The organism is Psychromonas sp. L1A2, assembly GCF_009828855.1.
Taxonomy (GTDB): Bacteria; Pseudomonadota; Gammaproteobacteria; order Enterobacterales; family Psychromonadaceae; genus Psychromonas.
This window is the reverse complement of the sequence record NZ_WUAG01000001.1, coordinates 2,439,301-2,454,044: the sequence shown is the minus strand read 5'-3', so window position 1 is coordinate 2,454,044 and position 14,744 is coordinate 2,439,301. Positions and strand designations below refer to the sequence as shown.

General features: G+C 35.2%; 11 protein-coding genes and 1 tRNA gene. 9 read left to right on the top strand and 3 right to left on the bottom strand.

The genetic code is table 11. From position 1 onward, the window contains the following. Positions 1–159: 159 nt before the first annotated feature. From GQR59_RS10360 to GQR59_RS10330, 7 genes are all read left to right on the top strand, one after another. Positions 160–250: transfer RNA gene (locus GQR59_RS10360), tRNA-Ser, on the top strand. A 653-nt stretch (positions 251–903) separates the two neighbouring features. Further along, on the top strand, positions 904–1,299 hold the full coding sequence (locus GQR59_RS10355; protein ID WP_160062235.1) for an ACT domain-containing protein: 396 nt from the start codon (positions 904–906) through the stop codon (positions 1,297–1,299). Positions 1,300–1,516: 217 nt separating this feature from the next. After that, positions 1,517–1,795, top strand: a complete 279-nt coding sequence (locus GQR59_RS10350; protein WP_160062233.1) for a hypothetical protein — start codon at positions 1,517–1,519, stop codon at positions 1,793–1,795. Positions 1,796–2,502: 707 nt separating this feature from the next. Continuing rightward, positions 2,503–3,165: a carbon-nitrogen hydrolase family protein gene (locus GQR59_RS10345; protein ID WP_160062562.1), complete on the top strand. Its 663-nt coding sequence runs from the start codon at positions 2,503–2,505 to the stop codon at positions 3,163–3,165. Between the two features lie 234 nt (positions 3,166–3,399). After that, a complete protein-coding gene (locus tag GQR59_RS10340) occupies positions 3,400–3,999 on the top strand; it encodes a glutathione S-transferase (RefSeq protein WP_160062231.1) in 600 nt (199 codons plus the stop codon). A gap of 59 nt (positions 4,000–4,058) precedes the next feature. Next, positions 4,059–4,703: a glutathione S-transferase family protein gene (locus GQR59_RS10335; RefSeq protein ID WP_268892996.1), complete on the top strand. Its 645-nt coding sequence runs from the start codon at positions 4,059–4,061 to the stop codon at positions 4,701–4,703. Positions 4,704–4,876: 173 nt separating this feature from the next. Further along, entirely contained in the window at positions 4,877–5,383 is a 507-nt protein-coding gene (locus GQR59_RS10330) for a hypothetical protein (protein ID WP_160062229.1), read from the top strand. A gap of 674 nt (positions 5,384–6,057) precedes the next feature. On the opposite strand, the gene GQR59_RS10325 is transcribed toward GQR59_RS10330, so the two are convergent. Both GQR59_RS10325 and GQR59_RS10320 read right to left on the bottom strand, forming a co-directional pair. After that, on the bottom strand, positions 6,058–6,354 hold the full coding sequence (locus GQR59_RS10325; RefSeq protein ID WP_160062227.1) for an HlyU family transcriptional regulator: 297 nt from the start codon (positions 6,352–6,354) through the stop codon (positions 6,058–6,060). 308 nt (positions 6,355–6,662) lie between these two features. Beyond that, complete coding sequence (locus GQR59_RS10320) at positions 6,663–8,492, bottom strand: IucA/IucC family protein (RefSeq protein ID WP_160062225.1); 1,830 nt, start codon at positions 8,490–8,492, stop codon at positions 6,663–6,665. Between the two features lie 277 nt (positions 8,493–8,769). On the opposite strand from GQR59_RS10320, the gene GQR59_RS10315 reads away from it, so the two are divergent. Both GQR59_RS10315 and GQR59_RS10310 read left to right on the top strand, forming a co-directional pair. After that, positions 8,770–11,604 (top strand): GNAT family N-acetyltransferase, encoded by a 2,835-nt coding sequence (locus GQR59_RS10315; RefSeq protein ID WP_236546713.1) that lies wholly within the window; start codon positions 8,770–8,772, stop codon positions 11,602–11,604. 13 nt (positions 11,605–11,617) lie between these two features. Further along, on the top strand, positions 11,618–12,934 hold the full coding sequence (locus tag GQR59_RS10310) for a lysine N(6)-hydroxylase/L-ornithine N(5)-oxygenase family protein (RefSeq protein ID WP_160062223.1): 1,317 nt from the start codon (positions 11,618–11,620) through the stop codon (positions 12,932–12,934). A 203-nt stretch (positions 12,935–13,137) separates the two neighbouring features. On the opposite strand, the gene GQR59_RS10305 is transcribed toward GQR59_RS10310, so the two are convergent. After that, on the bottom strand, positions 13,138–14,520 hold the full coding sequence (locus tag GQR59_RS10305) for a sodium-dependent transporter (RefSeq protein WP_160062221.1): 1,383 nt from the start codon (positions 14,518–14,520) through the stop codon (positions 13,138–13,140). Positions 14,521–14,744 lie beyond the last annotated feature (224 nt).

The following is a 14,744-nucleotide window of genomic DNA, read 5'->3' as shown; positions in this document are numbered from 1 at the left end:
TTTGTGCTTATAATCTTTGAACGTTATTAAAGTCGTTTATTTAATAAGCTAAAGATCCTTTATTAAACAAAGCTTGTTTAGAAAGTAAGCGTACAAACATTTTTTAACAAAAAGTGCTTGGCTTTTTTATTAGTTTCTATAATATACGCCTCGTTCTGCGGAGGGGTGGCAGAGCGGCTGAATGCACTGGTCTTGAAAACCAGCGAGGGTTAATAGCTCTCCGAGAGTTCAAATCTCTCCTCCTCCGCCACATTAGAAAAGGCACTAACAGTTTACTGTTAGTGCCTTTTCGCTATCTGAAGCATTAAAAAGTTCAAATCTCTCCTGCGTCATCTACCACATTAGAAAAGGCTGGTTACTAAAAGTGATGAGCCTTTTCGCTATCTGAAGCATTAAAAAGTTCAAGTCTCTCCTGCGTCATCTAGCACATTAGAAAAGGCTGGTTACTAAAAGTGATGAGCCTTTTCGCTATCTGAAGTATTAAAAAGTTCAAATCTCTCCTGCGTCATCTACCACGCCACATTAGAAAAGACTGATTACTGAAAATGATGAGCATTTTTGCTTTCTGAAGTATTAACCATTCAAACTTTCCAACATCTACTACCACATTAGAAAAGACTGATTACTGAAAGTGATGAGACTTTTTGCTTTCTGAAGTATTAACTATTCAAACTTTCCAACATCTACTATCACATTAGAAAAGACTGATTACTGAAAGTGATAAGACTTTTTTGTTTAGATTTTATTAAATATTTAACCAATCCTTTTTCTTTACTACATGTGAAACACTTATTATTTAAAGTACGTCGTGCTAAATGTGTTTACTTATTTTAGGACGGGACATTATTATTAATAAAGCTTATTCTGACTTTAAACTGATGATCAATAACAAAGGAAAATCCAATGGCTGGAGAAACTAATTTAAACAAGCTGCTAGAGTCTATGTCGCCAGCATTGATGCCAGATGAATATGTATTTTGTACCGTACAAGGTGAGTATCGTGATTTCTACGATCTATCTCCAATAGCATCCTTTAAAGAACAAGAGGGGTTGACCTTAGTGGTTACTAAAGAAGCAGCAATAGCCAGAAACCTCCCTTTCGAATCGGTATTTAAAGGAATAACATTAACTATTCATTCAAGCCTTGATGCCGTTGGTTTAACTGCGGCCGTTTCAGCTAAGTTAGCTGATAAAGGTATTAGTGCGAATGTGATTGCTGCGTATTATCATGATCATATATTCGTTCAAACCGATAAGGCTGCATTAGCAATTGAAGCTCTAGATGAGTTTTCTCGCTAATACGACTTGAATGAAGTAAAAGTTGTTAACTGTTTTTAAATTATTTTAAGCTATAGAAACAACTCTGCAGCTTTGTTATATAGCTAGATATTTAATGATTAAGCTCAAGCGATACTAACCTAAAATTCATATTCTATTGATCTACCTTTATAAATTCATATTCTTTGAGAGTAATATTGTTATTAATCATTATTACAATACCATTGGATTTAAGCTGGTGAATAAAAAGCCCGATAGAATGACTGCAATGCAAAATATCATTGATGCAGTAAAAGCAGAGTTTCCGATATACCAAGAAGATACCTTCAAATGTAACCCAAATAACAGTTGTACAACTTGTACCAAGAAATTAATGGAATTAGTTGATACAGAAATAGTTTACTGGGAACATGAAATTAACAGAGGGAGTACTCCAACTTTTGATGAGCTTAATCGTTTCGGTAAGATGTGTAAAAACATACGACGCGCTTTAGTGAAAGACAATAGAATTATTTAAAAGCGAATTAATGTGGGTTTTCAAGTCAGTTATCAATAAAGCATAAATATAAATCATCATTATTTATTATACGCACCCAGGTTTTAAAAAAGTTTGGCAGTAATTAAATAAAATCACTTTTTGTTAAATGCTGTTATTGGAGTCTTCTAGCGCTTCTATATGCACTCCAGGCATTAAATTATATGAATATCGAATTTAACGGCTTTGCTTTTTTTGGTGATACTGCTGAAATTAACTTTCCTATCATAGTAGATGGTAAACATCTTACTTTCATTGTTACTTTTGGAACACTGAATGGCTGATCCTTAAGGTTTAAGCCCAGAGACTGAATCTGATGAAGCAATACAACAATATTTAAATCACAAAGAAGAGATTAAAAAATTGTTGAGAGAAAAATACGCAGTGGTAAAGTCACAGCTAATAAAGTGATTGTTTATAGAGAATACATTCGCTAGGTTTAACTGTTCGTTAATGATTTTGTATAGATATGCTGGTTCTGTAGGCCCTTTCTAAAGATTGTTTTTATAGGTGGTTGTGACGGTATAACAAACTATTAAAATACAGATGTAATTGTTATCAACTACAAAGGGAATTGGTATGCAGAATTTAAAGATTGCAGTTGCTCAAATTCCGTCATCGAAAGGTGACGTCTCGGCCAATATTAAAAGTCATTTACTCGCAATAGAAAAAGCGGCTATGACTGGTGTATCTTATCTTATCTTATCTTATCTTATCTTGTCTTCCCTGAGCTATCTCTTACCGGTTATGAATTAGAACTCGCCTCAGAGCTCGCTTTCACTCTTGATGATAAAAGGCTATTACCGTTGATTGAGTCTGCAATTAAACATAAGATCGTTATTGCTGTTGGCGTTCCCTTATTGGTCAGCGACGTAATTCATATTGCTATTGTTATTATCTCTGCTGAAGGTGATGTTAGTAGTTATAGTAAAATGCATTTACATACAGGTGAAGAGGAGTTTATTACTGAGGGAACGAGCCATTATCTTGTAAAAGTTCAATCTTCAAATGGTGAACTGAATATTGCTAATGCTATTTGTGCCGATATCACTCATCCTATTCACGCTCAAACCTGTAATGAACTTGGTGCAAATATATATATGGCTGGCGTATTAATTGGTCAAAATGGTTATGCAACTGACGTTCGTTTTTTAGAGAGCTACTCGAGTGATTTTAATATGTTAGTTGCAATGGCAAATCACAATCAACCCACTGGAATATGGACGCCAATTGGTAAAAGTGCCATTTGGTTTGAAGGTAAGTTAATTGCTTGTGCAAATGAAACTGAGGATGCGTTAGTCGTTGCTGAAAAGAGTGATCGTCATTGGGTTGGCTATGTTGTTGAATTGTAAGTTAATACAGAAATAAAATAATAGCAATTATCATTTTATGACTTTCTACTACCAAATTTAAATTTTCATCTCGTTAAAACTTGTTCCTTGTTTAACTTTGATTTACTCCCTTATGTTTCATTGTTTGCATTTAATGTTATTTCAGTGAATGATAAAGATCAATAGATGGCTATTGCCACTGTTTTATACAAAGATTATCAAGTAAATCAAGTTAAGCAACTTAATGAGGTTTAAATGGAATTAATCGTCGGTAAAAATTCAACATGGTCACTTAGAGTTTGGATATGCGGCCAATTAACGAATATAGATTTTAATATTAAGGTCATTGATTTAACGGATGCAGACTATAAAGCACAAGTATTGACCTTTTCACCATCAGGTTTAGTGCCTGCACTCGTTGATGATTCATTAGTTATTCATGATTCTTTAGCCATTGTTGAATATTTGAATGAAGAGTCGAACGGCGAGCTTTTTCCTGACACTGTGAATGAAAGGGCGATCGCCAGAAGTTTGTGCAGTGAGTTGCACTCCGGTTTTATGAATTTAAGAGGACAATGTTCTTTTACTTTAGAAAAACTAAGCCCGCTATCAACCTTGAATGATGGCATTAAAAATGAAATATCAAGAATAGAAACTATCTTTGAACAAGCTCGTTTGCCATATATGTTTGAAAAGGTAGGTGCAGTTGATGCCTTCTATTCAATTTTAGCGTATAGATTAAAAACATACGGTATCGTATTGAATGGTAAAGCGGGTGACTATCAACAAAGTTTGCTTGATTGGGAATTTTTGCAAGATGCTATCAAGCAAGCCAAAGTATGGGAAAGTAAGTAAAATATTAGTGATACTTGGTCTGTTATTGATGGTTAATGGCACTTTTTTTGTAAAAAAGGATAAATATTATTTATACATTATATTGGGATCGTGGTGGTGCAAATATGGCCACTCATGCGGTATTAGAAGCGTTAGGTGTACCTTATAAGTTGATTGAAATTGACTTAACGAAACAAATGCAAAAAACGCCTGAGTATTTAGCTATTAACCCAAATGGTAAGGTGCCGACGTTACAGCATAATGACCAAGTGATTTATGAATCCTCTGCAATATTGATGTATATATTGGATCAACATCCAGAGTCTGGTTTAGCGCCTGCACTCAACTCCCCTAAACGAGGTTACTATTACCAATACTTAATTTGGATGTCTAATACATTACAAGAAGCGGTTGACCGTTGGGCTCATCCTGAGAATTATATTAGTGGTGATGTTAACTTGAAACAAATTAAGGAGAAAGGCAATCAAGTATTAGCACGTTGTTGGGATATTCTTAATACAGATCTAGGCAAAAAAGGACCATGGCTTTTAGGTGATGAGTTAAGTGGTGCTGACTTCCATCTGTTTATGATTACTTATTGGAGTCACGGATACGATAGTCGAGCTGAAGATTGGCCAAATCTACGTAAACATATTCAAGCAATGCTCAAATTAGATTCTGTTCAAAAAATGATGGCTCAAGAAGGATTAGCTTTCGAGTGTTAACATATTGGTTGTATTTTACCTTTTATCGCTTTAATTTATTAATCCGATGAGTTAAAAATAAAGAGAAAATTTAATAATGATTATTGTACAAAAAATGATCTAAAATTAAGTGGCAGCATAGGGTGTTTCGTCTCAAAGTAAGTGTTATACAACTAAATTAAATAGGCTATGCTATGCATTATTCGAATAATCCTAATATCATTGATATAGAAGCATCTGGTTTTGGTGGAGAAAGCTATCCTATTGAAGTTGGTTTAGTCTTAAGTAATGGTGAAAGGTTTTGTATTTTGATACTCCCTGCGGAAGGGTGGGTGCATTGGAATAAAGAAGCAGAAAAAGTACATCACATTTCAAGAGAAACTCTAAAAATCCACGGTAAATCTGTCTCGGAAGTTGCTTGTTTGCTCAATGATAAGTTAGCAGGGAAGACCTTGTACTCTGATGGTTGGGTGGTTGATAAGCCATGGCTGACAACGCTTTTTTACGCTTCCGGAGTAGAAATGAAATTTACTGTTAGCTCTCTAGAAATGATTCTTTCCGATGCACAAATGAAAATTTGGCATAAAACTAAAGATAAAATAATTATTCAGTCAAACATACAACGTCATCGTGCCAGCAATGATGCTTGGGTAATACAAGAAACCTATCGGCAAACTCATCAGTTATCGAAGGGATCTTAAAACATCTTTATTTCTCCATTCCTAATAAGTCACTGAATAGATAAACTAATAAAGAGAAAAGAGTTAATAAGTTAAAAGAATGTGCTCGACGACATATTATTTCAGTTATTAATGCTTCAACTTTCAGCACCTAAGCTTTCAATACTTAAACTATTAACATTTAAACTATCAACATTTAAATTATCAACATTTAAATTATCAACATTTAAACTATCAACATTTAAATTATCAACATTTAAATTATCAACATTTAAATTATCAACATTTAAATTATCAACATTTAAATTATCAACATTTAAATTATCAACATTTAAATTATCAACATTTAAATTATCAACATTTAAATTATCAACATTTAAATTATCAACATTTAAATTATCAATACTTAAGTCATTAGGGCGAAAGCTAGCGTACGACTTCTATTGAAACCCTTTATCTATTGATAGCTATGTTGTTTATACCAATCGAATTAAATAAGTGATCAGAGATTGCGCAGGAAAAATTAACACTAATAAGGCGTAAGTTGCAGGAGATAGTTGTTCTCACTTCAAAACTCACAACGCAGTTAGGGGGGATTTTAACCAGCAAGAATGATCATCTTATTAATTCTTTTGGTATTACTAGCTATCAATTGGATTATGGTATTTTTAGTCTATTTTTAATTAAAAAATCCATTAATTAAAAATAGATTCCCCCATCTGATCGATGGCAATTTTAGCTTTTCTAATAGTCATTTCGATACAATCATCTCGGCTTGCAATCACATCTGAGCGGATAAAAGTGTGTGATAAAACAACCTCGTTTACTTCCTTTTCAATAATGGCAGAGAGTCGGTATTGTCCCCCTTCATTCATTGGATTAGGCGTAATGGTAAATCCTTTATATTCAATACTTTCTTCTACCGACGCTTGCTCTGTTGAATGACTTGTATTGCTTGAAAAGAGAGATGCTAAACCAGATAAAAAACCCATTACATTTATTCCTTATGTATTTTTATGATGAATAATTAATTTTATAAGACATTGTATAAAGTATTGTAAATCAAACTGGTTTTTATATTTGTATTTTTGCTTAATTATTTAATTAGCATGGTGGGGTAAATGAGAGGTCGCTTCGTATTTTATTTAGGTCAAGATCAGTCTTGTACTTTATCAGTGCCTGTAAAGTCAGAAAATATTTTAATAGGCTTTGAAATATATCAATAGAGTTTACCAAGGCTCATGAATAAATAGCTCTTTGTTCATAAGCCTTAATCACCCCTAGTGAAGTATTTCATTTGTTAAGATGTCAATACAGTATCAGGGAATAGGGGATTATTGAGAGGTTGTCCCAGCACTGGCAATAAACGTTCGCTAGTATCTTGGTAACCAATATTAAAACGGACTCGATTTATGCAAATTTTTTCAACTTTTTCAGCGAGTAAATCAAACTGTTTAAAGCGTATTGCTAATGCTGGAAACTGCGCTTGGTATTTTACTATTCTTTGTGCCAGTAATTGATAAAAATCTTGTTCGCTGTAATCGAGTTGCTCTTCAAGTAAAGGTGACACAAACCGTAATACTGTAACAAAATGGCCAGTATATAAGTCGTGTAATAAATATTGAGCAGGCAGTTTAGTCAGCTGCTGCACGATATGTGCTGGTAACTCAGCATGTTCTGGAAAGTCCTCATCTACAATGCGTAAATCTCCATGGAAATCTTTGATCGCCAAACCAACAGGAATATGATTTTCCATTAATAACGTTAGGTTTTGCCCATGAGAGACTAACGCAATCCCATATTGGCACATCAGATGATAAAGCGGAATAACTGTTCTATCAAATAGTTTGGTTAACCAAGCGTTAATGTCGAGACCACTTGCTTCAATATATTGTGCTATTAAACTATGACCATTTGCATCATTCTGCATTAAAGCCGCTGCTAATTTGTCTTGTTGATTTTCTGCTAAAATCGCCGCAGGACTTTGTCTTAAAATAACGCCTAACATTTCATTGTAACGATAAGGTGTTTGTTTAATATCGACTTGATTCGGATTCGTGACATGGATACCCGCCCATTCTTTTAGTACTTTAAAGTTTGATTTTTTAAGAAAACTATCTTGATCACAACGCTGTTGAATAAATTCAGATAATTCTGCACCAGAGGTAATATATTTACCTGGGATACCTCGGTAGCAAGAAGTGTTTAAAATAGTGATAGGCAGTTTTACATCATTTCTTTTAGGTCGCGTTATATTCGATAGTGTGCGAATTGACTGTTGCGCTTGGTAATAATCACCAGTGATCCCTAAATCAATGATACTTTTATCAGCCAATAAAGCTGTAAATTGAGAAGTAATATAATGCTGAAATTGCCAAGGATGAGTTGGAATTATCCAATATTTTTCTAGTGAAATATGCTGTTCTTCTAGTGTTTTAAACACGCTCTCCATCTGCTGTGGTGACATTAGCTCTGTCAACATACGCACTAGCGTTTGATAGTGCGTTTCTTTTAGGCTTCTTTCAATACCAATGGTGGTTAATGTTTTTTTAATGGCAATAAAATGCAATTGAAAATGTTGCCCATATTCAGGGGCATATTGTGCCAATTCAGATGTTCCCCAGCCTAAACGTCCTTTGTTGGCGAGTGCTTTCGGGTGACCTTTTAAAACGGCTTGTAATGCAACACCAGATAAATCGAGTAGAGCAGATCTTGTGTATTTTTTAAGAGACTTCATTGATTGTAAATCAGCATATAACGTTTGCTGAATTTCTTCGATTAAATTACCTAAAATTATATTGTCTAATTTAATGTCATTGGCAATATCTTTAAGTAGCTCAGCGGTATTGATATTTTTTTTACCATTACGAGATAGCGAATTATCATCGATAATGATATTGCCCCAAATATGTTTTTTAGCCTGAAATTCCCATGTGATCTGCGCTGTGTTCCATTGATAACAAACCGTCTTTTTTTGCGCCATTTTCACTTGGCTTTTACTTTCTTGTGTATTGTTAACAATGTCTTTTACATTCAGTTCAAGCAATTCTTCATAATGTAATTCACTGATGATTTTAGCATTTAATTGATTATTCACTTCCTGCCATTGTTGCTGATTAATTTCTATCATTCGACACCTTTTTGATAAATAAAATACGGGCTTTAAACGGTTAAAGAGTTACAGAGTTAATATTTAATTAATAAATAATTTACATTAAACTTAATGACAATTATTATCATTTGCAATACCATCTAATCTTAATGATAATTATTATTATTTAATTTGTTTTTTATTTCAATGGTTTATTAAATAAATGTACATAATGAATGTATAAGTGTTTTGTAAATAAGAGGATTTAAACGATTAAGTATTAGTAATGTTTTAGATATAACGGAAAAGGATCTTAATGATGCTGTATAGCTATACAGAACGATTAGCATTGACTGGTTTTCTCAATGCATTATTAAATGAGTGGAAGGAGTATGAAAAAAATAAACAAGAAATTACCATTACCAGTTCTGAAGGTACGTTAGTTTTATCTTTATTACATGACTCATTAGTACAGCGATTCAGCTTTAAGTGGCCAGCTAAAATACGCGATCAAGGTAGAGAGAAAGACATCGGCTTCCAACAAGTTGTTGTGTTTATTTGTAACCATCCAAGTATTCAGAATAGCTATAGCCAACATCAAATTAATGCATTTAAAGAACAAGTATTTGCTAGTGAGCAACACATGGCAGATGTTATGACTCATCGTAAAAGCAAGACAAGTATTGACGGCTTTATTGCAGCTGAACAGAGTTTAATTGGCGGGCATAATTTACACCCAGCCAGTAAAGCACACCAAGGTTGGTCTCAGCAACAAGCTCAACAATTTAGCCCCGATTATGCCGGTGAGTTTGCTTTGCATTGGTATTTTGTAAAAAAAGAACTCATTGCAGGGGAAAGTGCTTATACACAAGATATAAACCCTGAAGATTCCCTCTCTGAATTATTACTGCAAAGTTATCAAGATGCTGATATTAAACTGCCTGTTCCCGTTGGTTTTGTTCCTTATCCTGTTCACCCTCACCAAGCAGAAGTACTGGCTAATAATGTCATTATTCAGCAGTATTTTGATGAAGGTTCGATTGTTGATTTGAATAAACAGGGCAGAACTTGGCGAGCCACTTCTTCAACGCGTGCATTATGGCAATCAGAAAGTCGTTGGATGTTAAAGTTTTCTTTAGCGGTGAAATTAACTAACTCTATTCGCCACTTATCTCCAATTGAGTTGTCTCGCGGCGTACTCTTTCAACAAGTCAGTAATGAATTAGCAGGGGCGGAATTTAAACAACGTTTTCCCCAATTTAATGTTTTACAAGAACCTGCATGGTGTGGGTTAAGAAGTGTTAGTGGTGAATTGTTATTAGACAGTTTATTTTGTTGGCGTGAAAATCGCTATTTAACCGGCAAAGAAACCACTGTTACATTGGCAGCAATGACCCAAGAAAGCCAAGATGGAAAAAATCCTATTGTTAACTTAGTGTCTGAACTAGCCGAAGATCGCAATATATCGACATCAATAGCCAGTAAAATGTGGTTTGAACACTTTTTAGAAAATGTCATTAAACCCGTTGCTGTTGCTCGAAGTGATTATGGTTTAGTGTTGTTGGCCCACCAACAAAACTTGCTAGTGACATTAGCTGGGTATTTGCCCGTTGGTGGGGGTTTTAGGGATTGCCAAGGAACGGGTTATACCGATACTGCATTAAAACGTTTTCCACTACTCGCCGCTAATCCGCCTGCTTATTTTGTAGAAAGTGAGGCAGTTAATGAATATTTCAGTTATTACTTAATTTTGAATTCACTAAACAGTGTAGTGGCCGCATTATCAACACAATTATCTGATGATGATAGCCAAGGGTTATTGCGTATTAGCCAGCAATTTTTTAGTCAACTTTCGCAACATAGTTTTTGTGACCGATCATTTTATTCCTATTTATTAACCTCAGAACAATTGAAAATTAAAGGTAACTTTTTTTGTTTCTTAGGCATCGATAATGAAACTGAGTTGAAAGATCCCAGTAAAATTTATCAGGGGGTAAATAATCCTTATCGTTTACTAAAAGATGAAAAAACGCGATTAACTTACAAACCTATTTTGTTTAATGCAGCAGATCCTGCAGAACAAAAAACCGGATTAAACTTAACATTTAAGCAATCAGGTAAACAACTAACCATTGAATCGAATTGGCAACAATGGCAATTAGAATGGCATGTCAGTGGAGAAGGTTGCCATCAATTATGCAAGCTGAATGAAGCACAGTCTCAAATGCCATCTTATTCAGAAGCAGTTTCTGCTGGCTTAGTAACAGATTCTAAAATGTCACCAAAACAATGGTTTAATGTACTTGAGTATTATTTTTCAGGCTTAATTTCCCCAACGATTGAAGAGAAGCAAAGTCTTAATCAATGTATCTTTATTGATCAACAAGTCTGGGAAGATTTGACTGATGTTGAGGTGCCAAGTTGGGCTAACGTATTATCTGGTCAAGTTATTCTAAAACGGAATCACTTTTTCCAGTTTGCAGGTATTTGGGCGAAGAGCCAGTCCTCATCACTCTCTGAAATAACAGATGAACAGTTTATTGAAGCTGATAATGGAAGTTATCATCCGATACGACCAGCACAACCTGAAGGTGTTTGGTACCAACGTTACATTTACCCATTACAGCGTGTTATTAGCTTCAAGTGTATTGATGTTGACCAAGATTTAACGATTTTTAATGATTGGCATAACACTCCGAATATTTCACGTATGTGGGAACTAGCAGGTGATCTAGAAACTCATCGCGACTATATCAATAAGCAAACTAATGACGACCATACAATGGCGGTTGTTGGTTATTTTGATGGTGTACCTTTTGGATATTTTGAAGTGTATTGGGCAGCAGAAGATCGCTTGGGACCTTATTATGACTATCAACCTTATGACCGTGGTGTTCACATGTTGGTGGGTAATAAACTATTCCTAGGACATAAAAACTTCGTTAATTGGGCTGCTGCAATATTACATGCTTGTTTTATCGATGAGGATAAAACGCTGCATATAATGGGAGAACCTAGAGCCGATAATCATCATGTTGTGCGTATTACCAAAAATATCGGCATGGTTAAGCTCAAAGAGTTTGATTTTCCACATAAACGATCTGCTTTGATGTGTTGTGAGCGTAATCGTTTCTTTAATTCATTCATTTAATAAGGAAAATATAATGAAAAAGCTAACTGATTTGATAGGTGTTGGTGTTGGTCCTTTTAACCTAAGTGTGGCTGCTCTCCTTGAGCGTGTACCTCATTTATCGAGTCAGTTCTTCGATAATAAAAAGGAGTTTATTTGGCATGAAGGGCTGATGTTGCCTAATACTTATATGCAAACCTCTTATCTAAAAGACTTAGTCACTGCGGTTGAGCCTGAAAGCCCTTATAGTTTTATGTCATATTTAGTGAAAAATAAAAAGTTTTATCGTTTCTTAAATACAGAAATGCAAACCATCACTCGTGCTGAATTTTCTGACTATTTATCATGGACAGCAAAGCAGATTGAACAAGTTAAATTTTCCCATGCAGTTGAAGAGATTAAACACGTTAAGGATCGCTTTGTAGTGACTACAAGCCAAGGTGACTTCGAATCTAAGCATTTATGCTTAGGCACTGGTAAGTCTGCTTATGTACCTGAATATCTAAAAACGAGCTTAGGCGATAATTGCTTCCATGCAAGTGAAATGGGGCTACGTAATATAGATTTAACAGGAAAAAAAGTGGTCTTAGTCGGCGGTGGTCAAACGGGTGCCGATATATTTTTAAATGCATTACGTGGTCATTGGGGGCAACCTGCACAATTAGATTGGTTATCTCGACGTGCTAATTTCCAAGCGTTAGATGAAGCTGCATTCGCTAATGAATTTTTTGTTCCTCAATATGTAGAGCAATTTTATCATCTCGATCAGGTGGTTAAAAAACGCGAAATAGAGGCACAAAAACTCACTAGTGATGGAATTACGACCGAAGCCTTACGTGCTATTTACCAAGAGTTGTACGATAAATTTGAAGTGCAAAAACAACGCAAATGGGTACGTTTATTACCACACCGAACCGTGACATCAATGACTCAACGATTCGATGGTTTTAACATGGATGTTAAGAATAGCTTAAATGGTTTAGAAGAAAGCCATAGTGGAACCGTTGTGATATTAGCCACTGGTTTTGAGACTAAGTTACCACGTTGTTTAGCGCCGATAATGGACCAACTAAATTTATGTGAAGATGGGTTATTACAGTTAGATGAAAACTTTAAAGTACAATGGCAAGGTAATCCAGAAAATAGTATTTATGCGGTTAATGCGGGGCTAGGGAGTCACGGTATTGCAGACCCACAATTGAGTTTAGCTGCATGGCGTTCAGCTAAAATAATTAACGATTTAGCAGGAGAATACTGTTTCGATATTAGTGAAAGTAGCAATGTGATGGAATGGGGGAGTGAGGGGGCTACTACTCCTTTTTCAGTTGCTGACTTTGTATCCGTTGCATAACATTAATGAGAATAAATGGTCTATTTACACAGTACATCATTCTGCATAGTGAGTGGCTAATTGGCTCAATACATAACTGAATAAAGCCCTGACTAATAGGGGGCAGCAGAGACGAATTACAATGTAAAGCTAATAAAAAAGCAACTCAATGAGTTGCTTTTTTGTCAGTATTTTTATGACGAAACTAATCGCTTACTTTATGATTAAAACAAACCAATTGCGTTTGCAAAGACAAGTAAAATACCTATTGGTGCTACAAAACGTAACAACATTATTACGATAGAAAAAGAAAGAGCTGACATTTGGAACTCTTCTTTTAAAATCTCTGGTTTAATTACCCAACCAGCGAATATTGAGATAAAGATACCACCAAGCGGTAAAAGAATATTAGCCGTGATGTAATCTAAGAACTCAAAGATATCTCCACCCATACCAAATGAAAGCTTAGTCCATTCAGCACCCGCGAATGAAAAAATGGTTAATAGGCTTAAAGCCCAAACCGTCACACCCGCAATGATTGCTGCTTTAGTACGGCTCATTTTTTGACGTTCAGCTAAGTAGGCCGTTGGAGATTCAAGTAATGCAATAACAGAGGTAAAAGCTGCAAACACAATCATGATAAAGAATAATGTGCCTACTAAATCACCAAATGGCATTGAACCGAATGCAAGAGGAAGTGATTGAAACAATAAACCAGGTCCAGCACTTGGCTCTAAACCGTTAGCAAATACGATTGGGTAAATTGCTAAACCAGCAATTAATGCAACAATCGTATCTGCAACTGCGATAGTAATAGACGTTTTAACGATCGACACACCTTTCGGTAAGTATGCACCGTAAATCATCATAATACCCATTGCTAAACTCAGTGTGAAAAAGGCATGGCCTAATGCCACTAAAGCACCTTCGATTGTTAGTTGAGAAAAATCAACATGGAACATAAAGGCAAATGCAGATGCGAAATCACCAACCACTGCTGAATAAAGCATAATGCCTACCAGTAGGATTAATAACGACGGCATTAGGTAAGTAATCGCTGTTTCTAATCCGTTTTTAACCCCTTTTGAAATCACATAAACAGCAGCAATAAGCGTTAATGAAGACCAAATAAGCAGTTGTGGAACACTAGTGATTAAGTCAGTAAACAGAGCACCAATCATATCCGCATTCGTTGCTGGGTCCGCAGCAGCTGCGCTGAATTCACCATAGCCTGCAAAGAAAACATAAGCGACAGCCCATCCTGCGATAACGGTATAAAAACTTAATATTAAGAAACCGGCTAATACACCAATGGTACCGATGATTGACCAATGAGAAGAATGGCCTGATTCAGTTGCAACATGTGCGATGGCATTCGCAGGAGTTGAACGTCCTCGTTTACCGATAACGACTTCAGCCATCATCACGGGGATACCAATCAAGAAGATACATAAAAGGTAAACAAATACGAACGCACCGCCTCCATTTTCACCCATGATATATGGAAACTTCCATATATTACCAAGACCAACAGCTGCACCAGTTGCAGCTAAAACGTACGCGTATCGACTTGACCATCGATTAGACACATGTGTATCAGTATTCATTTAAATCCTTGAATGTAATTAAACTCATATAGTGAAAGCAAAAACGCATGAAAATATGAATTATTGTAAATAATGGTTTAAGAATAATAAAAGTTAGCCAAAGAGGCTACATAAACCATCATAAAAATGAGTTTATACCCTGAAAAGTCGTTAAATAATCCTTAAGTTGATTATTTTAGTGTACTTTAATGGCATTTTTTAATAAAACGGTCATATACGTAATA

What these genes read in the sequence shown, in the direction of transcription:
- GQR59_RS10305 (WP_160062221.1), bottom strand. Translation starts at nt 14,520, where the DNA reads ATGAATACTGATACACATGTGTCTAATCGATGGTCAAGTCGATACGCG.
- GQR59_RS10340 (WP_160062231.1), top strand. Translation starts at nt 3,400, where the DNA reads ATGGAATTAATCGTCGGTAAAAATTCAACATGGTCACTTAGAGTTTGG.
- GQR59_RS10330 (WP_160062229.1), top strand. Translation starts at nt 4,877, where the DNA reads ATGCATTATTCGAATAATCCTAATATCATTGATATAGAAGCATCTGGT.
- GQR59_RS10315 (WP_236546713.1), top strand. Translation starts at nt 8,770, where the DNA reads ATGATGCTGTATAGCTATACAGAACGATTAGCATTGACTGGTTTTCTC.
- GQR59_RS10355 (WP_160062235.1), top strand. Translation starts at nt 904, where the DNA reads ATGGCTGGAGAAACTAATTTAAACAAGCTGCTAGAGTCTATGTCGCCA.
- GQR59_RS10310 (WP_160062223.1), top strand. Translation starts at nt 11,618, where the DNA reads ATGAAAAAGCTAACTGATTTGATAGGTGTTGGTGTTGGTCCTTTTAAC.
- GQR59_RS10320 (WP_160062225.1), bottom strand. Translation starts at nt 8,492, where the DNA reads ATGATAGAAATTAATCAGCAACAATGGCAGGAAGTGAATAATCAATTA.
- GQR59_RS10325 (WP_160062227.1), bottom strand. Translation starts at nt 6,354, where the DNA reads ATGGGTTTTTTATCTGGTTTAGCATCTCTCTTTTCAAGCAATACAAGT.